This is a genomic window from Antiquaquibacter oligotrophicus (genome assembly GCF_020535405.1).
GTDB lineage: Bacteria > Actinomycetota > Actinomycetes > Actinomycetales > Microbacteriaceae > Rhodoglobus > Rhodoglobus oligotrophicus.
In genome coordinates, this window is sequence record NZ_CP085036.1 from 2432393 (window position 1) to 2451334 (window position 18942).

Consider the following 18942-nt stretch of genomic DNA (forward strand, 5'->3'; position numbering starts at 1 on the left):
CGCATTTCTCCAATACGCGCACACAGCCACGTAGAACGATGGTCACATGCACTCCACCAATTACTTCGACACCTTCATCCTGGTTGCCGACGATAGCCCTGCGCTGGAGGGTGTTGTTCCTCCCACACGACCGTCACCGAGTGTCGCCGAGATGACGTATCGGATGATTGCCCAGAACCCGTACGGTCACACATCGGATGACGTGATCTTCACCGTGTGGGCGGATCGTCGTGGCATTCCGCATGACGAAAGAGTGCAGGCTCGCGAGGAGTTTTTCGCGAAAGGACAACCGTGCTTGCGTTCGAGCGACCTCGGCAAACGCTACGGCTGGGGAATTCACTCCGATAGTGAGGGTCGGGTCGCTCTTGTCGCTGTAGACACACCCGAATACGCGATGCTCGCCGCAGGGTCGAGTCCGGAAGAGGGTCGCGTTCGAGTCACGCGGGCAATGCGCTCGAAGCGTTAGGCCCGCGCGTAGAGGCCGTCGAGTGCTGCCTCGATCGTGGGGAAGTTGCCGACCGTCCGGCCGTTTTCATTTCGCAAGCGAAAGCCGCCAGCGGTGCGCAGGATGGTGCCCGCGAAAAAATCCGTGATCTGGTGACGGATGATCCAATGCCCGTGCCCATCCTCGATGAGCGAGAAGTGCTCCGTGTGATCCACGAGTTTCAGTGTGCCCGCACCGGGCGACATTCGGATCGGACCGCGGGTGAACGCTCGGTGAACTCGGGCCCGTAACATCCGGCGCGCGCTCGACGCAAGGGGGTTGATGGTCTCGGCGACCGATGGAAGCGTAGATGTCACGTCGAACCACACGCTGAACAAGGAAAGGAAAGCACATGCTTACCCTCACGGAAACAGCAAGTACGGTCGTCAAGTCGATCATCGACCGCGATCCGAACGTGAACGACGGGGCACTGCGCATCGCCAGCGGAACAAGCGAACGCGACTTCGCTATCGCCGTGGTCTCCGGCCCTGAGCCGGGAGATGACCTGGTGGAGTCCGATGGCGCGCGTGTCTTTTTGGAGCAGGGCGCCTCGCAGGCGCTCGGTGACAAGACGCTGGACGCTCAGGTGTCCGAGACGGGGTCTGTGACCTTCGCTCTCGTGCCCCAGGGCTGACGGCTCCGCAGGATTCGGGCCCGGTGACTTCGGTCGCCGGGTCCGATCCCGTTAGCCGGAGTACTGCTCGCCCCGAGTCCTACGCTGGGGGGATGCTCACTCTCTTCGCCCTCGACGGGATCCCCGAAATCGTTCCGGGGGACGACCTCGGTCAGATCATCGGCGATGCCGCGAGCGAGTTGCTCGACGGCGACATCGTGGTTGTGACGTCGAAGATCGTCAGCAAAGCCGAGGGACGGGTGGTGAATGCCACCGATCGCGAGGCCGCGATCGACGCCGAAACGGTGCGCATCGTCGCGACGCGAGAGCACGCCGGAGGAGTCACGCGCATCGTCGAAACTCGCCAGGGTCTCGTGCTCGCCGCGGCCGGGGTCGACGCGTCGAACACTCCCGACGGCACCGTTCTGCTCCTGCCGGTGGACCCGGATGCCTCGGCGAACACGATCGCGCGAACCCTCCGTGATCGCTTCCGTGTCGCCGTAGGGGTGCTCGTCACGGACACCCTGGGACGCCCCTGGCGGGAAGGGCAGACGGATGTGGCGATCGGGGCGGCGGGCATCCGTGTGCTCGATGATCTGCGGGGAACCCGCGACTCGTCGGGGCGCCGGCTCGACGCGACAATCGCGGCCGTCGCCGACGAGATCGCTGGTGCCGCGGACCTCGTCAAAGGCAAAACGTCTGGTCGACCCGTTGCGATCGTTCGTGGCCTGGGTCATCTGGTGGGGTCGCTCGAGCTTCCCGGGGCCCGTGCGATCGTGCGGCCAGCCGCCGACGACATGTTTCGACTCGGGTCGGCGGAAGCGTGGGCCGAAGGCTTCCGTGCCGGCAGCTCTCGTGAGGAGGGAACCCGCGGGTAGCATCGAAGGATGCACGTGGTTCTCGGTCTCGCCATCCTGGTGGCGACCATTTACAGCCTCGTGGACGCCATCCGTATCGATTCGTCACGTGTGAAACACATCGACAAGATCGCTTGGGTGCTGCTCATCATCTTCATTCCGCTTGTTGGCACGATTTTGTGGTGGACGATGGGCCGAGAGTACTGGCCCCGCCCGTCCCGCACCGTCGAGGTGCAGCCCTACCGTGCATCCCGCGAGCCGCTCACCGACGACGAGATCGACGCTGCCGTTGAGGCGGAGATCACCCGCCATGAGAACGAGGCGCGCATCCGTCGACTCGAGCGCGAATTGCGCGACCTCAAGGGGGAGTAGCCACCACCGTGCAGGAGTGGTCGGTGATTATCCCTGTCAAGGGCGCGCGGCAGGCGTCCAAATCGCGGTTCGGCCCCGGCGACCATCGTGATCTCGCGCTCGCGATGGCGCTCGACACTGTCGCGGCAGCCCTCGTGGTCGCACCCGTAGTGGTGGTGACGGTGGGCGGTGCCGAGTTCCAGTCCCTCGGCGCGCGTGTGGTTCAGGATGCCGGACTGGGCCTGAACGCGGCGATCCAGTCTGGCCTTGCCGTTGTGGACGGCTCCACAACGGGCACGGTAGCGCTCTTGGCTGATCATCCCGCACTCCAGCCAACGGAGCTGCGGGAGGCTCTCGCTGCCGCGGAAGAGTTCGAGCGCTCGATGGTCGCCGACAGCGACGGTTCCGGGACGGCCCTCGTCGCAGCACGGGCCGGTGTGGGCCACGACCTGGCGTTCGGCGCCAACTCGCGCGCCGCTCATCGCGCTCGGGGGTACGTCGAACTCGACGGCGGATGGCCTGGTCTCCGGCGCGATATCGATGTGCCAGACCACTTCGGCGGCCTCAACCTCGGCCCCCGCACTCTCGAGTTCGTCCAGCGCTGACGGTCAATTCACAGGGAGAGATCACACGAGGGTATGTCAGAGTCGAGGGGTGGACGACACCCGATCTGACCTCGCCGCCGTGCCGGGATCGATGACACCGGACGAATTCCATGCGAGGGCGCAAGCGGTGCTCCGAAGCATGGAAAGCGTCATCGATGGCAAACGCTCGGCCCTCGAAACCGCGCTCACTGTACTTCTCGCCGAGGGGCACCTGCTCATTGAGGACGTTCCCGGTGTGGGCAAAACCATGCTGGCGAGGGCGATGGCGCGTTCCGTGGATTGCTCGGTCTCGCGCATCCAGTTCACCCCTGACCTGCTCCCCGCCGACATCACGGGTGTCTCGATCTATAACCAGGCCGACCGCCAGTTCGAGTTCAAGCCGGGCCCTGTGTTCGCGAACATCGTTATCGGGGACGAGATCAACCGAGCGAGTCCGAAGACCCAGTCGGCTCTCCTGGAAAGCATGGAAGAGCGGCAGGTGACGGTCGACGGTCGCACGTACACACTTGCGACCCCGTTCATCGTTGTCGCGACCCAGAACCCGATCGAGATGGAGGGTACGTATCCGCTTCCGGAGGCCCAGCGGGACCGCTTCATGGCACGGATTTCGATGGGATATCCGGATGCCGGGGCCGAACTAGAGATGGTGCGAAGCCGCGATCTCGTCAGCCCCCTCGACGCGCTGCGCCCGGTGGTGACGAGCCACCAACTGGTTGCGATGATCGGCACCGTTCGCCGGGTTTATGCGAGCCCGGCTGTCGAGGAGTACGCGGTGGCCCTCGCACAGGCCACGCGGCGCGACCCCGACCTGCGCCTCGGTGCCAGTCCCCGCGCGACACTCCAACTCGTGCGCGCAGCGAAGGCACGAGCGGCTCTTGCCGGTCGTGACTTCGTCCTGCCGGACGACATCGACGCCCTGGTTGTCCCCGTCTTCGCTCACCGTGTCATCGGTGCACGACGCCTGTCGGGTGGTGCGGCGAACTCCAGCACGGCCGTGGCCGATGTGCTCCAGCGAATCGCCGCAACCACTCCCGTGCCTCTCGGGTCGGCCGCGCAGTCCTGATGCCGCGAGACCGGGAGCGCTACGGCGCGCTTCACACGCAGGGATTCCGCCTGACCCGTCGCGGGTGGGGCTTTTTGGTCGTGTCGGGTGTCACCGCGTTTGCGGCATATGTAGGGGCGCGCGGCATCCTGCTTTTTGTCGCGGCGCTCCTCGTTGTACTGCCGATCGGCGCGCTGCTGTTGGTGATCCTGCGCCGGCCCCGTATCTCGGTGACCCGCCACTTCTCACCAGAACTGGTGCCCGTCGGTTCCTCGACTCGCGTGCGCCTGACCCTCCGTAACACGGCACGGCTGCCGAGCCTGCCCGCGCTGTGGAGCGATGAGGTGCCCTGGTACCCCTTCGCGACGGCGTGGTCCGACCTGCCCTCGATCCCGCGGCGTGGTGTGCTCATCGCCGAATACGACCTCCCGGCACCGGTGCGTGGCCTTGTCGAGGTGGGGCCGCTGTCGGTGCGGATCTCCGACGGGTTCGGACTCGCGACCAACACGGTGAGCCTCGGCGCGTCGAAGTCTCTTGTGGTGACACCGGACGTCGTCGAGCTGCCGAGCGCGTCTCTCGTGATCCCCGCGGGCGATGGGGAAGCGACACTCGTGCAACGCCGAGCATCCGGCGACGACGATGACACGATGACGCGGGAGTACCGCCGGGGCGATTCGATGCGCAGGGTGCACTGGCGGGCATCCGCGCGTCACGGTGATCTCATGGTGCGCCAGGAGGAGCAACGTAGCTTTCCCGAAGCTCGCCTCCTGATCGACACGGAGGAATCGGGCTACCCCGATCACGATGGACTCCAGAGCGACGCTTTCGAGTGGGTTGTACGGATGCTCGCGTCGAGCTCGGTGAACCTGCGCCGCAACGGTTTCCACGTGTCGATCGAGGAGTCGGGTGCCGCGCAACTCGCTGCCGTCGCAAACACACGCCAGCGCACGTGGGGTGATGAGGAACTCCTGCTGAAACTCGCGGAGCTCGATCTCACTCCCGTGGCCGGCGAGCGTCGGCCACGTTCGGCACGGGAATCCGGGCCCATCATCGCGCTGGTCAGTGCACCGTCACCCGCGGTGATCGAGTGGATGCTCGGCAAACGTCAACGCGGAGAGTTGGCGGTCGCCTTCATCGCGCGGGGGTTGACCGCGGCCGATCACATCGGCTTCGGCGGACATTCGCCGTCCGAAGCCGCCCGTCGTTTTGCGGAGGACGGCTGGCTCATCGTGCCCGTGCGCTCGGACGACGACCCCGCAGCCGCGTGGGAGGCCATCGTCGTCGAATCGGGGAGAGCCCGTGCCGCGGACTAAACCCGTCATGGGTGCAGGCAGACGGTGGGTCGTGAGCGGACTCCTGCTCGCGGCGATCGGGATCGCCTTCTCGAGCCTCGCTCCGGCGTTCGAGGGCTCGGACTGGTGGCTCCGCGGCATGGTCGTGAGTGCGGCGATTCTGCTCGCGGCATCCGCCACACGTTCGCTCACGCGCGTGCGTGTTCTGGCCTCGGTGATCGCCCTAGTCGTCGCCATCGTCGTCATGACGTTCTTTTTTGTGCCGTCCACGGCGATCTTCGGGGTGATCCCGACGGGCGAGAGTTTTGCTGCGTTCCGTGAACTGGATGTCGCGGGCAACAACGACATCGCGACCCAGACGGTTCCCGCGGAGGCGACGGAGGGCATCCGGTTCCTCCTCTGCCTCGGGGTCGCGGCCGTGACGATCGCGGTGGACGCGCTTGTGCAGCTCTTCCGAGTGCCGGCGCTCGCGGGCATCCCGCTGCTCATACTCCTGCTCGTGCCCGGCCTCATTCGGGCGGAGTTCGCTGACCCGGCGCCCTTCGCATTTGTCGCCGCCATCTGGCTCGCAGTGCTCATCGTCAGCTCTGGTAGGTCGGTCACGCGTGCCACCGTGGTGACGGGTGCGGTGGCGCTCGTGGCGGCCCTCATCGTTCCCGCGTTCCTGCCGGGTATCGAGGCGCCAGAGTCCTCGTCTGCCGCTGGCGGTTCCGGCGCGACCGCGAGCCTCAATCCGATCATCACACTCGGCGCCGACCTGCGAAACGGAGCGCCCGTTGACGCACTCGAGTACCGCACGAGCGACGACAGTCCGCAGTACTTGCGGCTCACCGCGCTGAGTAATTTCACAGGTGAGTCCTGGGCCCCGACCGGTCTCCCGCGCGACGGAACCGACATCGAGGAGATGGGCCCGGTGCCCGGCCTCGGCGAGGGCATCACGGCGACGCCGCTCACGACGACCGTCGAGGTCGAGGGTGTTTCGAGCAGGTGGCTGCCGGTGCCCTACGCCGCATCGGGTATCACTGGCCTCGACGGAGAGTGGAATTGGGAATCGGAGGGCCTCACCGTTCGCTCGGCCGACAGCAACGCTCGTGATCAGCAGTTCGAGGTGAGTAGTGTGCGCGCCGAGCCTTCCGTGGAGCAACTCGTCGCCTCGGACGCGACCCCCGTCACCGGTATGGAGCAATACCTGGAGTTGCCGGACGAGCTCCCGGCCATCGTGGGGGAGACCGCCGCCGAGGTCGTGCTGGGCGCCGGCTCGTCGTACGAGCGGGCGATCGCCCTGCAGGCGTTTTTCCGCGCTGGTAGCTTCACCTACTCGGAGGATGCACCCGTCGATCAGGACTTCGACGGCTCCGGTGCCGAGGTACTCGCGCCATTCCTCGAGGTGAGGTCCGGGTACTGCGTTCACTTCTCTTCCGCGATGGCTGCCATGGCGCGGACCCTCGGGATCCCCTCGCGTGTGATCGTTGGCTTCACACCGGGCCTACCCTTCCCGAGTGGTCAGAACGGCCAGTTCACGAGCTACCAGGTCACCACCGAAAACCTCCACGCCTGGCCGGAGCTGTATTTCGGCGGTATCGGGTGGGTGCGCTTCGAGCCGACCCCCACACGCGGTGTTCCACCACAGTTCGCGCCGCTGGATGCCGATGACCCCAGCACACCGGACGTCGACGAGTCGGTGCCACCGCCGACCGAAACCGACCCGCAACCCGTGCCGACACCGACCACGACGGCCGAAGCGCCCGAGAACCTGGGCCCGGACGCGGCGGACGAGAACACACCAGCCGATACGAGACAGTCGGGCATCCCGCTCGGACTCGTGGTGTCCGCGCTCGCCGTGCTCGTGGTGCTGAGCCCGGCGCTCCTGAGGGCGCTAGTGCGTGCTCGACGTCTCCGTGCCGTGGCGCGAGGTTCCGCGCTCGACGCGTGGAAGGAACTCCGCGACACTCTCGACGACCTGGGGCATCGTGTCGGGGAGGAGTTGACACCTCAGCAACTGGTCGCGGAACTCGCGCCGGTGCTCGACGCCGAGGGTGCAGCAGCTCTGTCGAGAGTGCGAGACGCGGTGGAGACCCACGCCTTCCGCCCGGCTCCCGCCGAACCCGCTCCCGCCGACCTCCGCCGTGTGCTGCGCTCGATGTACCGATCGGCAGGTGTCGGACGCAGTCTCCTTGCCGTCCTCGCGCCGAGGTCTCTCGTGAGACCGTTCCTCCCCGACGTGGCCGTTTAGGTCTCCCCGGTCGGGTTCTATGCCCGCGACGCCGCGGCGAGGGCACTCGCGATCACCTCGACGTCGTCTCTGACGAGGCCGACCGTGACGCGCACGTGAGGTTCGCCCGCGACCAGCCGGAACGGCGACCCGGGAGCCACACGGATGCCCGCTGCCGCAAGACTCACGAGGGCCGCCCGCTCGTCGGCAACGGGCAGCCAGGCGTTGAGTCCGTCCCCGTCCGGGAGGTCAACGTCGAAGGCTCGCATCGCCGCGCGGAATTCGTCCTGGCGCCGTGCGTAGGCGTCGCGTGCGGCGTCGATCTGGCCCACCGACTCCGGGGCGGTGAGGAGAGTGAAAAGAATCGACTGAACCATACGCGACGTCCACCCGGGGCCGAGGAGGCGGCGTGCGACGATGCGATCGACCAGATCACGGGGACCGCCGAGCGCACCGATCCTGAGGTCAGGCCCGTGACTCTTTGAGAAGCTCCGGATGTGCAGCACACGCTCCGGCAGCCACGTGGCGAGGCTCACATCGGGCGCGGTCGAGATCGCCCCGGAATGGTCGTCCTCGACCACCACGGTTGCCTGGGCGGTACGCGACCGGCGCAGAGCCCGAGCCAGTTGTTCCGCGCGGGACGGCGTCATCGATACCCCTGTCGGGTTGTGTGCGCGGGGCTGCAGCAACACGATCGTGGGCGAAGCGCTCAGGGCCCGAGTGAACTGGTCGACCCGCATTCCGTCCGCGTCAAGAGCGACGGGGATGCCCTCGAGACCGTACTGCTCCAGCAGGTCGAGAAACGGCGGGAAGGTCGGATTCTCCACCACAACCCTGTCCCCGAAACGCACGAGTGAGGCAAGCACCCGATCGATGGCGTCGAGCGCACCATTGGTGACCGTGATCGATTCGACCGGAGCGGGCCAGGTATCCCTCAGCAGGTCGTGCAGGTGCGGGATGTCGGGCTTGAGCTGATAGCTCTGCGTGTCGGCGAGGGCGCCAGCGCGATCCAGCGCGATGCGGGGGAGAAGCTCGGGATCTGGGGTGCCACGAGAGAGGTCGAGGCGGGCATCCGTCTCGCCTTCAAAGTCGCGATAGCGCAACGGCAACCATTCGCGGGGCACTGCCCGCACGGTGCTTCCGCTGCGACCACGCGTGACGATGAGCCCGGCCGCGGCAAGGGTCTGCCACGCGTGGGAGACCGTCGCGGGGCTGACCCCCAGTTCCGCGGCGAGGGCTCGCACGGTCGGTAGGCGGTCGCCCGGCGCGAGGTCGCCGGTTGTGATGAGCCGCGAGATTCCGGCCGCGATGCCTCGCGGTGTGGGCTCGTCGATCGCGAGGACTACCGACTTCACTCCGGCCCCCGTAGTGTTACGCACACGTCATGAGGCGTAACGTTCGAGAAATGTTTACGCTCCAGAATAACAAAGGCCAGTTGCAAGGAGAGCACCCATGACCGTCATTCGCGCAGCGATCACCCAGACCACCTGGACGGGCGACAAAGAGTCCATGCTCGATAAGCACGAGCAGTTTGCGCGGGATGCCGCGGCCGACGGAGCGCAGGTGATCTGCTTCCAGGAGCTCTTCTACGGCCCGTACTTCGGTATCACCGAAGACAAGAAGTACTACCGCTACGCGGAGCCGGCAGACGGCCCGATAGTTCAGAGATTTGCCGAGCTTGCGAAGGAGCTCGGCATTGTCATGATCCTCCCCATCTACGAGGAGGACATCACCGGGGTCTACTACAACACCGCCGTTGTGGTCGACGCTGACGGCACCATCCTCGGTAAGTACCGAAAGCACCACATCCCGCACCTTGACCGGTTCTGGGAGAAGTTCTACTTCCGCCCGGGCAACCTCGGCTACCCGGTTTTCGACACGGCGGTCGGCAAGATCGGTGTCTACATTTGCTACGACCGACACTTCCCCGAGGGATGGCGCGAGTTGGGCCTTAACGGCGCTCACATGGTCTTCAACCCCAACGCCACCAAGCCGGGCCTCTCGAACCGCCTGTGGGAGGTCGAAGGGCCCGCCGCCGCGGTCGCCAACGGCTACTTCGTGTTGCAGCCCAACCGCGTCGGTCGCGAAGACAACGAGTACGGCGACCTCGCGGTCGACTTCTACGGCACGAGCCAGATCATCGACCCGCGCGGCAACTTCGTCGGTGAGAAGGGATCCGGCGAGCACGAGGAGATCCTCATTCGCGACATCGACCTCGACATGGTCCAGCAGATGCGCGACGACTGGCAGTTCTACCGCGACCGCCGCCCCGAGTCCTACACGTCGATTCCGAAGCCGTAGCCGACAGCAGGAGGTAACAGCCATGGCCACCACACTCATCACGGGAGGGACGGTCGTCACGGCGACGGGCCGTTCCCTCGCGGACGTGCTCATCGACGGCGAGACGATCGTGGGCGTCCTGGCGCCGGGCTCGCAGCTGCTCGGTACGGACCTCGCGGCATCCGTCGACACGGTCATCGACGCGACGGGCAAATACGTCATTCCCGGCGGCGTTGACGCCCACACCCACATGGAGTTGCCGTTCGGCGGCACGTTCGCCTCGGACACCTTCGAGACCGGCACCCGCGCCGCCGCGTGGGGCGGAACGACAACGATCATCGACTTCGCCGTCCAGACCTACGGCGAGCGTGTGATGGATGGCCTTGCCGCGTGGCACGCGAAGGCCGCTGGCAATTGCGCCATCGACTATGCCTTCCACCAGATCATCGGCGAGGTCAACGACGACTCCTTGCAGGCGATGCGCGCGCTTCCCGAGGAAGGTGTCTCGAGCTTCAAGCTCTTCATGGCCTACCCGGGCGTGTTTTATTCGGATGACGCGCAGATTCTCAAGGCAATGCAGGTCTCGGCCGACACGGGTCTCATGACGATGATGCACGCCGAAAACGGGCCCGTCATCGACGTGCTGGCGGCCCAACTCATCGAGAAGGGCAAAACCGACCCGTACTTCCACGGAGTGGCGCGCGCCTGGCAGATGGAGGAGGAGGCCACCCACCGCGCGATCATGCTCGGCAACCTCACGGGTGCGCCGCTCTACGTCGTGCACGTCTCCGCCAAGCAGGCCGTTGAGCAGCTCGCGTGGGCCCGCGACAACGGACAGAACGTGTTCGGTGAGACGTGCCCGCAGTACCTGTACCTCTCCCTCGAGGATCAGCTCGGGGCATCCAGCGAGGAGTGGGGCACCTTCGAGGGAGCCAAGTGGGTGTGTTCGACACCGTTGCGCTCCAAGCACGAGGGCCACCAGCACCACATGTGGCAAGCGTTGCGCACCAACGACATTCAGATGGTCTCCACGGATCACTGCCCGTTCTGCATGAAGGGCCAGAAAGACCTGGGACTCGATGACTTCCGAAAAATCCCCAACGGTATCGGCTCGGTCGAGCACCGCATGGATCTGCTCTACCAGGGTGTCGTGACGGGGCAACTCACCCTCGAACGCTGGGTGGAGGTCACCTCGACGACTCCCGCGCGCATGTTCGGGCTCTACGGCAAAAAGGGTGTCATCCAGCCGGGCGCCGACGCGGACATCGTTGTGTACGACCCCAACGGCCACACCTCGATCGGCGTGGGAAAAACCCACCACATGAACATGGACTACTCGGCCTGGGAGGGTTACGAGATCGACGGTCACGTCGACACCGTGCTCTCCCGCGGCAAGGTCATCGTCGACGACAACCAGTACCTGGGTGCCAAGGGCGACGGCCAGTTCGTCAAGCGCGGACTCTCGCAGTACCTGATCTAAGGAACACCATGGAATTCGGTGCAGTACTCCAGACCCACCCGCCGGCATCACGCACGGTGTATCTCGCCAAGCTCGCGGAGCAGTACGGCTTCGAGTACGTGTGGACGTTCGACTCTCACCTCCTCTGGGAGGAGCCCTACGTCATCTACTCCGCGATCCTCGCCCAGACCCACCGGGTGATCGTTGGCCCCATGGTGACGAACCCCGCCACACGCGACTGGACGGTCACGGCATCCGTCTTCGCAACACTCAACGAGATGTACGGCAATCGCACCATCATCGGTATCGGCCGTGGCGATTCGGCCGTACGAGTGACGAACGGTAAGCCGACAACTCTCGCCGAGTTGCGCGAATCGATTCACGTCATCCGGGAGCTCGCCAACTCGCGCTCCGTCGACTACAACGGCGCTGAGTTGCGCTTCCCGTGGTCGAAGGGCTCAGAGGTCGACGTATGGGTTGCCGCCTACGGTCCGCTCGCCCTCAAACTCACGGGCGAGGTGGGTGACGGGTTCATCCTCCAGCTCGCCGATCTCGACATCGCCGAATGGATGATCAAGACGGTTCGGGATGCCGCGGAGAAGGCCGGCCGTGACCCCATGTCTGTGAAATTCTGCGTCGCCGCCCCCATGTACATCGGGGACGACTGGGACCACATGCGCGAGCAGACCCGCTGGTTCGGTGGCATGGTTGGCAACCACGTGGCCGACATCGTCGCCAAGTACGGCACGGATGGCGCGGTACCGAAGGCCCTGACCGACTACATCGCCGCACGCCAGGGTTACGACTACAACGAACACGGTCAGGCGGGTAACACCCACACCGACTTCGTGCCGGACGAGATCGTCGACCGATTTTGCGTGCTCGGCTCGGCGGCGGACCACATCGAGAAGCTCAAGGCCCTCAAGGAGCTGGGTGTCGACCAGTTCGCTGGCTACCTGCAGCACGACAACAAGGAAGAGACCCTCCGCGTGTACGGCGAGACGGTGATGCCCGCACTGCGCGAGCACGTCATCGCCAAGAAAACCGACGCATGAGCGAACGCGCCCGTAGCATTCTGCGATCCACCCTCCTCGGGATCGCCGGTGTGCTCGCGCTCGTTGCCATCTGGGAGTTGTACAAGTTTTTGGGACCGCAGGAGGGTGTTGTCATCGGGTCGGTCGAAGGGGAAACCGGCTCGGGCGTCATGATCCTGCCGCGCACCAACGACCGTGCCATGCCGCACGTGTGGGAGATGGTCGCGAGGCTCGGTCAGTCAGCGAGTGGTGGCAACACCCCGCCGCTCATCGTGCCCGTCGTCACCGCTGCGCTCACGACGCTCGGTATCGCGGCGGTGGGGTGGATCATCGGTGTTGCTGTCGGCATCGTGCTGGGTGTCGTCATGCAGCGGTGGCGCCTGGCCGAATGGGGTCTCCTGCCCTGGATCGTCGTCAGCCAGACGGTGCCGCTCATCGCGTTCGCACCGGTGGTCAACAGCATCGGGTTGCAGATCGATCGCGGCGGCACCCCGTGGCCGCAATGGCTGTCGGTGGCGGTGATCGCCTCCTATCTCGCATTTTTCCCCGTCGCCGTGGGAGTGCTCCGCGGGCTCGAGTCGCCCGACAGCATTCACCGCGACCTTATGCGCACCTACGCGGCCGGGTACTGGCAGACGCTCTTCCGGCTGCGGTTCCCCGCCGCCGTTCCGCACCTGTTGCCGGCGCTTCGACTCGCGGCCGCCAGCGCCGTCGTCGGAGCCGTTGTCGCGGAAGTGTCGATCGGCATGCGCGGCGGAATCGGGCGGATGCTCATCCAGCTTGCCGGGCAGGGCTCGAGTGACCCGGCAGCACCGTGGGGGCCCGTGTTCGGCGCGATCGCCCTCGGCCTCGTCGCCGTTGGGTCCGTCGCCATCGTCGGGCTCGGTCTGAAGAACTACCGCAGGGGAGAAGCCACAGCGTGAACGACAAGACAGCCAGCGAGGCGCTCGCGGTTCGGGCATCCGGTGTCGGCAAGATCTTCCCCGCGCGCGAGGGCGACGTCACGGCACTCCTCGGGGTTGACCTCGAGGTGCGCGACGGCGAGTTCGTCTCGCTCATCGGCCCGTCCGGGTGTGGCAAGTCCACGCTGTTGCGGCTCATCGCCGACCTCGACCCGGCGAGTTCGGGCGAGCTCACGATCTTCGGAAAACCCGCCCGCCAGGCGCGCGTCGACCAGGACTACGGCATCGCGTTCCAACAAGCGGGTCTGCTGCCGTGGCGCACCGTCGCCGGCAACATCGCCCTCCCGCTCGAACTGCACAAGGTCGACCGCACCGAGCGTGCATCACGGGTAGCTGAACTGGCCGAACTCGTCGGCCTCACGGAGTTCGTCGACCGCTACCCCGACCAGCTCTCGGGAGGAATGCAGCAGCGTGTCGCCATTGCGCGAGCCCTGGCTTCCCGGCCCCGGCTCCTGCTCATGGACGAGCCGTTCGGCGCCCTCGACGAGATGACACGCGAATACCTCCAGTCCGAGCTCGCGCGCATCGCCGCCGAGACCGGGGCGGCCGTGGTATTCGTCACGCACTCCATTCCCGAGGCGGTGTTCCTGTCGGATCGGGTTGTCGTCATGAGCCCGCGTCCCGGCCGCATCACACACATCGTCGAGACCGACCTCGGGCCGAATCGCGATGAGACGCTCCGGGAGTCACCCGAGTACTTCGACCGCGTCACCGCGGTTCGCGAGGCGCTGCACGGTGCCCCCGTCGAGAGGGCGAACGAGCGGTGACCCTCCGACAGGATGCCCCGGCCAGCTACCCGCAGTGGGTGCGTGTTGTCGCGCCCATCGCCGTCGGGGTGCTGGGTCTTGCCGTGTGGACCCTCTACGTGGACGTTTTGGGTGCCGCACCTCGGATGCTCCCGAGCCCGCTCGCGATCCTCGAGGAGTTCGTGAAGCGCTGGGACATCATCTGGGCGGCGATGACGGTGACGGCCACGAACGCTCTCGTGGGGCTCGCGGCGGGTGCCATCATCGCGATCGTGCTCGCGGGAATCGCGGCATCGTTCCGAACGGTCGACGGGATGCTCGCACCACTCGTCGCGGCGCTCGCCGTGATCCCGATCGTCGCCCTCACACCCATCTTCAACACCATGTTCGGCGCGTCGAGCCAGTTCGGGCGCCAGGCCGTTGCCGCGATCGCCGCCTTCATTCCCGTTTTCGTCAATGTGCTGCGCGGACTGCTGCAGACGAGACCCGTGCACCGCGACCTCCTGAGGGCATCCGCGGCCACCCCCGGCCAGACATTCCGCACGCTCACACTTCCGACCGCGCTCCCGTACCTCATGACGGGATTGCGGATCGCGAGTTCGCTCGCCGTGATCGCCGCCCTCGTCGCCGAGTACTTCGGCGGTCCCGCCGACGGGGTGGGTACGGCGATCGCGAGCTACGCGAAGTCCGGCAGGGCAACCCTCGCGTGGGCGTTCGTCGGCGGGGGCATCCTCATCGGCCTCGTATTCTTCCTCGTTACGTCGCTCCTGGAGCGGCTCGTGACGAGGCGACCGCCGGTCTGACCGGCACTCCCTTCACAGCACCACCTAGGCACCACGAAAGGACAACAGCATGAGACTCCGCACTCGGCGCGGCATCGCCGCGCTCTCGGCTGCCGCGATCACCGCACTCGCGTTGACAGCTTGCGCAGCCCCGGCGGCTGACGACTCCGCATCAGGGGACTTCGAGCCGCTCACCGACATCAAGCTGCAGCTGCAGTGGCTGCCGCAGGCGCAGTTCGCGGGCTACTACGTGGCACTCGACCAGGGCTACTTCGAGGAGGAGGGCTTCGACTCCGTCGAGGTTCTCCCGTCGGGTGGCGACATCGTTCCCCAGGACGCGCTTGTCGCGGGCGACGTGGACTTCGCGATCGCGTGGGTGCCGAAGGTGCTCGGAACACTCGAGGCGCAGGGGGTCGAACTGACGAACATCGCGCAGGTGTTCCAGGACTCCGGCACCCTTCAGGTGTCGTGGGCCGACAGCGGCATCGAGTCGGTCGCCGACTTCGAAGGCAAGCGCATCGGCTCGTGGGGCTTCGGTAACGAGTGGGAGATCTTCGCCGCGATGGCGGCGGAGGGCCTCGACTCGACGTCGGTGTCGATCACCACGCAGGACTTCAGCATGAACGCCCTGCTCGACCGGGACGTCGACGCAGCCCAGGCGATGACCTACAACGAGTGGGCGCAGATTCTCGAGGTCGTGAACCCGGCAACGGGCGAGCTGTACCAGCCGGAGGACTTCAACGTCATCTCGTACGCGGACACCGAGGGTGCCATGCTGCAGGACGCGATCTGGGCAGACACGGCTCGACTCGCCGATGACCCCGCCTACGCGGACGCCGCCGTGCGCTTCCTCAAGGCCGTCATCAAGGGCTGGGTGTTCGCTCGCGACAACCCGGAGGAGGCGGCAGACATCACGTACAACGCGGCCATCGAAGCCGAGGCTGCCTTCCCCGTCGGCCCGACCCACCAGCTGTGGCAGATGAACGAGGTGAACAAGCTCATCTGGACCGGTGGCGAGTTCGGCCTCATCGACCCGGCCGCGTGGGACAAGACGGTTGCTGGCGCACTCTCGGCCACCAACCAGGACGGTCTGGAACTCATCACCACCGAGCCGCCGGCATCCGCCTACTCGAACGACTACATCGAGCAGGCCCTTGCGGCACTCGCCGAGGAGGGTGTCGTCGTTGACGGCGAGTACACCCCGATCGACGTCGTCCTCACCGAGGGCGGCCAGTAACACTCCGCTCGGGTGGGGTGGGAACAGCCCCGCCCCACCCGAGCACCGAACAGAAAGCACCACCCATGAACGACCAGCTCGCGAATCTCGACCCCGCCGACGGTGACCTCGCCTACGAACTCGACCGTGCCCACGTCTTCCACTCGTGGTCGGCGCAAGGCGCCCTCAAACCTCTCGTCATCGCCGGGGGTGCCGGATGCGAGGTGTGGGACTACGCCGGTACCCGCTACCTCGACTTCTCGAGCCAGCTCGTCAACACGAACATCGGCCACCAGCATCCGGCCGTCGTCGACGCCATCAAGAAGCAGGCGGACATCCTCACGACTATCGCCCCCGCCACGGCAAACCTCGCTCGTGGCGAGGCAGCCAAGCGAATCCTCGCGCGCGCCGGATCGCACTTCGGCAAGGTCTTCTTCACCAACGGCGGTGCGGATGCCAACGAAAACGCCATCCGCATGGCGCGACTGACCACGGGGCGCGACAAGGTGCTTTCGGCCTACCGGTCGTACCACGGCAACACGGGCGCAGCGATCGTCGCCACGGGTGACTGGCGCCGTGTGCCTAACGAGTACTCGCGGGGCCACGCCCACTTCTTCGGACCGTTCGCGTACCGCAGCGACTTCTGGTCGGAGACGCCGGAGCAGGAGACCGAGCGCGCACTCCACCACCTCGAGCGGGTCGTCGTCTCTGAGGGCGCAGCCTCGATCGCTGCGATCCTCCTCGAGACCGTCCCCGGCACGGCCGGTGTGCTCGTTCCGCCGCCCGGATACCTGCAGGGTGTTCGCGAGCTGTGCGACAAGTACGGCATCGTGCTCATCTTCGATGAGGTCATGTGCGGCTTCGGGCGCACGGGCGAGTGGTTCGCGTGGCAGGGATTCGGCGTGACCCCGGACCTCATCACCTTCGCGAAGGGGGTCAACTCCGGATATGTGCCGATCGGTGGTGTCGTGATCTCCGAGTCCATCGCGAACGCGTTCGAGGATCAGGTGTTCCCCGGTGGGCTCACCTACTCCGGGCATCCGTTGGCCGCCGCATCCGTTGTCGCCGCGCTCGACGCGATGGAGAGCGAGGGCATCGTGGAGAACGCCAAGTCCATTGGGGCCGAGCACCTCGGCCCGGGGCTCGCGGCACTCGCGGAGAAGCATCCGCTCATCGGAGAGGTACGCGGGCTCGGCGTCTTCTGGGCGCTCGATCTCGTCGACGACCCCGAGACGCGGCAGCCCATCTCGGCAGGCCTTATGGGTGCCCTCAAGACGGCGCTGGTCTCCCGCGGTCTCCTGCCGTTTGTCGCCGACAACCGTATCCACGTCGTGCCGCCGTGCATCGTGACCCCTGACGAGGTCGCGAAGGCGCTCGCCATCTACGACGAGGCCTTCACCGAGGTCGAGTCGACGCTCTAGCTCCTGTTGCCGTTCCTGACGGAATGGGCGGGGCTTCGCGCCGTAGAATCTTCTACCGTGTCACACAACAAGAGCCCGTACGCCGTTTCGGTGATAGACCTCATGCACCGCCCCGGCGAGATGCGTGAGAAGTCGCTCGACATCACTGAGGTGGATGGCTTCGGCAACGCCGTCATCGGAGTCCGGCAGGGCTCGGAGGTGCGCATCGATGTGCGACTCGAGTCCCTGCACGACGGAATCCTCGCGTCCGGAACGGTGGATGCCGTGGCCGAGGGCGAGTGCGTACGGTGCTTGACCGACGTCTCACTGCCCCTCGAGGTCGAATTCCAGGAGCTTTTCGCGTACTCTGAGGACGAAGCTTTTGACTACACGGTGCACGAAGACCATGTGGACCTCGAACCGGTAGTCAGGGATGCGGTGGTCTTGGCACTACCGTTCCAGCCGGTCTGTCAAGAAGATTGCCTCGGTCTGTGCCCGCAGTGTGGGGTGCGGCTTCTCGACAATCCCGGTCACCAGCATGAGGCGCCCGTCGATCCACGGTGGGCTGCGCTTGCCGGTCTGGAGGGCCTCACCGAGGGTGATCGACCCGCCGACGACACAGATCTTTAGCACGACAGAAAAGAGAGAACCATGGCAGTTCCCAAGCGCAAGATGTCCCGCGCCTCCACCCGTATGCGCCGCGCGCAGTGGAAGGCCGACGCCCCCACGCTCGTCAAGACCATCGAGAACGGCAAGGTCACCTACAGCCTCCCGCACCGCGCGAAGGTTGTTGAGGACTCGGCCGGCACGCCCCTGTACATGGAGTACAAGGGCCGCAAGGTCGCCGACGTCTAAATTTATGGCTCGCCCTTCGGGCGATGCGATCGGCCCCGACTCGTCCGCCTCTTCGGCGGGTGGGCCGGGGTCGACTTCCGCCATCTCTCTTCTTCAGCAGCTCGGTGTCGATATCGACCCCGAGCTGCTTGAGCTTGCCCTCACGCACCGCTCGTTCGCGTACGAGCATCCGGGTGTCTCCCACAATGAGCGTCTCGAGTTTTTGGGCGACTCGATTCTCGGTCAGGCCGTGACCGTGATGCTGTACAACGACTACCCGAGCTTGGACGAAGGGGAGCTCGCGAAGCGTCGCGCGAGCCTGGTCTCCTCGGTCGCCCTCGCCGAGATCGCCCGGTCGATCGGTCTGGGCCAGTACGTGCGTCTCGGCCGCGGTGAGGAACTCACGGGAGGGCGCGATAAGTCCTCCATCCTCGCCGACACGGTCGAGGCCCTCATCGGTGCGACCTACCTCCACTGCGGTGGGGCCGAGGCCACCCAAATGGTGCTGCGCCTCATCCGTCCTCTGCTTGAGAGCCCTGATCGTTTTGGCGCCGCCATGGACCCGAAGACGAGCCTCCAGGAACTCGCGGCGCGGCTCGGTCACGGCCTACCCGTCTACGAGGTCACCGACTCCGGTCCTGATCATTCGAAGCTCTTCGAGGCGACCGTTGTGCTGAGCGGCAAAAAGATCTCGACCGGTTCCGGGTCGAGCAAAAAGCAGGCAGAGATGGCCGCCGCCCTCGAGGCCTGGACGACTCTGCAAGCGGGCTGAC

The 18942-nt window shown here is 66.0% G+C and carries 21 protein-coding genes; 19 read left to right on the forward strand and 2 right to left on the reverse strand.

Annotated features, from left to right (window positions below; translation table 11 throughout):
* Positions 1–46: 46 nt before the first annotated feature.
* Positions 47–466 carry a DUF6157 family protein gene (locus LH407_RS11820; RefSeq protein WP_322133787.1) on the forward strand — a complete coding sequence of 140 codons (420 nt, stop codon included), beginning with the start codon at positions 47–49 and terminating at the stop codon, positions 464–466.
* Here the strand turns inward: LH407_RS11820 and LH407_RS11825 are convergent.
* Positions 463–660, reverse strand: a complete 198-nt coding sequence (locus tag LH407_RS11825; RefSeq protein ID WP_322133786.1) for a hypothetical protein — start codon at positions 658–660, stop codon at positions 463–465. The genes LH407_RS11820 and LH407_RS11825 overlap by 4 nt on opposite strands.
* Before the next feature lie 176 nt (positions 661–836).
* Here LH407_RS11825 and LH407_RS11830 point away from each other — a divergent pair, with 176 nt between their 5' ends.
* The 7 genes from LH407_RS11830 (at position 837) to LH407_RS11860 (ending at position 7477) form a co-directional block, all read left to right on the forward strand.
* Complete coding sequence (locus LH407_RS11830) at positions 837–1118, forward strand: iron-sulfur cluster assembly accessory protein (RefSeq protein ID WP_322133785.1); 282 nt, start codon at positions 837–839, stop codon at positions 1116–1118.
* Between the two features lie 23 nt (positions 1119–1141).
* A complete protein-coding gene (locus LH407_RS11835) occupies positions 1142–1975 on the forward strand; it encodes a coenzyme F420-0:L-glutamate ligase (RefSeq protein ID WP_322133784.1) in 834 nt (277 codons plus the stop codon).
* Between the two features lie 9 nt (positions 1976–1984).
* Positions 1985–2326: a PLD nuclease N-terminal domain-containing protein gene (locus LH407_RS11840; protein ID WP_322133783.1), complete on the forward strand. Its 342-nt coding sequence runs from the start codon at positions 1985–1987 to the stop codon at positions 2324–2326.
* A gap of 23 nt (positions 2327–2349) precedes the next feature.
* On the forward strand, positions 2350–2910 hold the full coding sequence (gene cofC / locus LH407_RS11845; RefSeq protein WP_322133782.1) for a 2-phospho-L-lactate guanylyltransferase: 561 nt from the start codon (positions 2350–2352) through the stop codon (positions 2908–2910).
* Positions 2911–3001: 91 nt separating this feature from the next.
* Positions 3002–3973 (forward strand): AAA family ATPase, encoded by a 972-nt coding sequence (locus tag LH407_RS11850; RefSeq protein WP_322134935.1) that lies wholly within the window; start codon positions 3002–3004, stop codon positions 3971–3973.
* Complete coding sequence (locus LH407_RS11855; protein WP_322133781.1) at positions 3973–5265, forward strand: DUF58 domain-containing protein; 1293 nt, start codon at positions 3973–3975, stop codon at positions 5263–5265. The genes LH407_RS11850 and LH407_RS11855 overlap by 1 nt, the downstream gene beginning before the upstream one ends.
* A gap of 31 nt (positions 5266–5296) precedes the next feature.
* Positions 5297–7477, forward strand: coding sequence for a transglutaminase family protein (locus LH407_RS11860; protein ID WP_322135021.1), 2181 nt, complete (start codon positions 5297–5299; stop codon positions 7475–7477).
* A gap of 17 nt (positions 7478–7494) precedes the next feature.
* Here the strand turns inward: LH407_RS11860 and LH407_RS11865 are convergent, their stop codons facing one another.
* Positions 7495–8811: an aminotransferase-like domain-containing protein gene (locus LH407_RS11865; RefSeq protein ID WP_322133779.1), complete on the reverse strand. Its 1317-nt coding sequence runs from the start codon at positions 8809–8811 to the stop codon at positions 7495–7497.
* A gap of 97 nt (positions 8812–8908) precedes the next feature.
* Here LH407_RS11865 and LH407_RS11870 point away from each other — a divergent pair, with 97 nt between their 5' ends.
* From LH407_RS11870 to rnc, 11 genes are all read left to right on the forward strand, one after another.
* On the forward strand, positions 8909–9757 hold the full coding sequence (locus LH407_RS11870; RefSeq protein WP_322133778.1) for a nitrilase-related carbon-nitrogen hydrolase: 849 nt from the start codon (positions 8909–8911) through the stop codon (positions 9755–9757).
* A 22-nt stretch (positions 9758–9779) separates the two neighbouring features.
* Positions 9780–11216, forward strand: coding sequence for a dihydropyrimidinase (gene hydA / locus LH407_RS11875; protein ID WP_322133777.1), 1437 nt, complete (start codon positions 9780–9782; stop codon positions 11214–11216).
* An 8-nt stretch (positions 11217–11224) separates the two neighbouring features.
* Positions 11225–12250 (forward strand): TIGR03842 family LLM class F420-dependent oxidoreductase, encoded by a 1026-nt coding sequence (locus tag LH407_RS11880; RefSeq protein WP_322133776.1) that lies wholly within the window; start codon positions 11225–11227, stop codon positions 12248–12250.
* Complete coding sequence (locus tag LH407_RS11885) at positions 12247–13152, forward strand: ABC transporter permease (RefSeq protein ID WP_322133775.1); 906 nt, start codon at positions 12247–12249, stop codon at positions 13150–13152. The genes LH407_RS11880 and LH407_RS11885 overlap by 4 nt, the downstream gene beginning before the upstream one ends.
* On the forward strand, positions 13149–13958 hold the full coding sequence (locus LH407_RS11890; RefSeq protein ID WP_322133774.1) for an ABC transporter ATP-binding protein: 810 nt from the start codon (positions 13149–13151) through the stop codon (positions 13956–13958). The genes LH407_RS11885 and LH407_RS11890 overlap by 4 nt, the downstream gene beginning before the upstream one ends.
* Positions 13955–14740, forward strand: a complete 786-nt coding sequence (locus tag LH407_RS11895) for an ABC transporter permease (protein ID WP_322133773.1) — start codon at positions 13955–13957, stop codon at positions 14738–14740. The genes LH407_RS11890 and LH407_RS11895 overlap by 4 nt, the downstream gene beginning before the upstream one ends.
* 49 nt (positions 14741–14789) lie before the next feature.
* Entirely contained in the window at positions 14790–15956 is a 1167-nt protein-coding gene (locus tag LH407_RS11900; RefSeq protein WP_322133772.1) for an ABC transporter substrate-binding protein, read from the forward strand.
* A 65-nt stretch (positions 15957–16021) separates the two neighbouring features.
* Positions 16022–17356, forward strand: a complete 1335-nt coding sequence (locus tag LH407_RS11905; protein WP_322133771.1) for an aspartate aminotransferase family protein — start codon at positions 16022–16024, stop codon at positions 17354–17356.
* Positions 17357–17413: 57 nt separating this feature from the next.
* Entirely contained in the window at positions 17414–17965 is a 552-nt protein-coding gene (locus tag LH407_RS11910; RefSeq protein WP_322133770.1) for a YceD family protein, read from the forward strand.
* A 21-nt stretch (positions 17966–17986) separates the two neighbouring features.
* Entirely contained in the window at positions 17987–18190 is a 204-nt protein-coding gene (gene rpmF, locus LH407_RS11915; protein WP_275757281.1) for a 50S ribosomal protein L32, read from the forward strand.
* Positions 18191–18194: 4 nt separating this feature from the next.
* Positions 18195–18941 carry a ribonuclease III gene (rnc, locus tag LH407_RS11920; protein WP_322133769.1) on the forward strand — a complete coding sequence of 249 codons (747 nt, stop codon included), beginning with the start codon at positions 18195–18197 and terminating at the stop codon, positions 18939–18941.
* Position 18942 lies beyond the last annotated feature (1 nt).

What these genes read in the sequence shown, in the direction of transcription:
- rpmF (WP_275757281.1), top strand. Translation starts at nt 17,987, where the DNA reads ATGGCAGTTCCCAAGCGCAAGATGTCCCGCGCCTCCACCCGTATGCGC.
- LH407_RS11880 (WP_322133776.1), top strand. Translation starts at nt 11,225, where the DNA reads ATGGAATTCGGTGCAGTACTCCAGACCCACCCGCCGGCATCACGCACG.
- LH407_RS11870 (WP_322133778.1), top strand. Translation starts at nt 8,909, where the DNA reads ATGACCGTCATTCGCGCAGCGATCACCCAGACCACCTGGACGGGCGAC.
- rnc (WP_322133769.1), top strand. Translation starts at nt 18,195, where the DNA reads ATGGCTCGCCCTTCGGGCGATGCGATCGGCCCCGACTCGTCCGCCTCT.
- LH407_RS11850 (WP_322134935.1), top strand. Translation starts at nt 3,002, where the DNA reads ATGACACCGGACGAATTCCATGCGAGGGCGCAAGCGGTGCTCCGAAGC.
- LH407_RS11905 (WP_322133771.1), top strand. Translation starts at nt 16,022, where the DNA reads ATGAACGACCAGCTCGCGAATCTCGACCCCGCCGACGGTGACCTCGCC.
- LH407_RS11830 (WP_322133785.1), top strand. Translation starts at nt 837, where the DNA reads ATGCTTACCCTCACGGAAACAGCAAGTACGGTCGTCAAGTCGATCATC.
- LH407_RS11900 (WP_322133772.1), top strand. Translation starts at nt 14,790, where the DNA reads ATGAGACTCCGCACTCGGCGCGGCATCGCCGCGCTCTCGGCTGCCGCG.
- LH407_RS11840 (WP_322133783.1), top strand. Translation starts at nt 1,985, where the DNA reads ATGCACGTGGTTCTCGGTCTCGCCATCCTGGTGGCGACCATTTACAGC.
- LH407_RS11855 (WP_322133781.1), top strand. Translation starts at nt 3,973, where the DNA reads ATGCCGCGAGACCGGGAGCGCTACGGCGCGCTTCACACGCAGGGATTC.
- hydA (WP_322133777.1), top strand. Translation starts at nt 9,780, where the DNA reads ATGGCCACCACACTCATCACGGGAGGGACGGTCGTCACGGCGACGGGC.
- LH407_RS11885 (WP_322133775.1), top strand. Translation starts at nt 12,247, where the DNA reads ATGAGCGAACGCGCCCGTAGCATTCTGCGATCCACCCTCCTCGGGATC.
- LH407_RS11820 (WP_322133787.1), top strand. Translation starts at nt 47, where the DNA reads ATGCACTCCACCAATTACTTCGACACCTTCATCCTGGTTGCCGACGAT.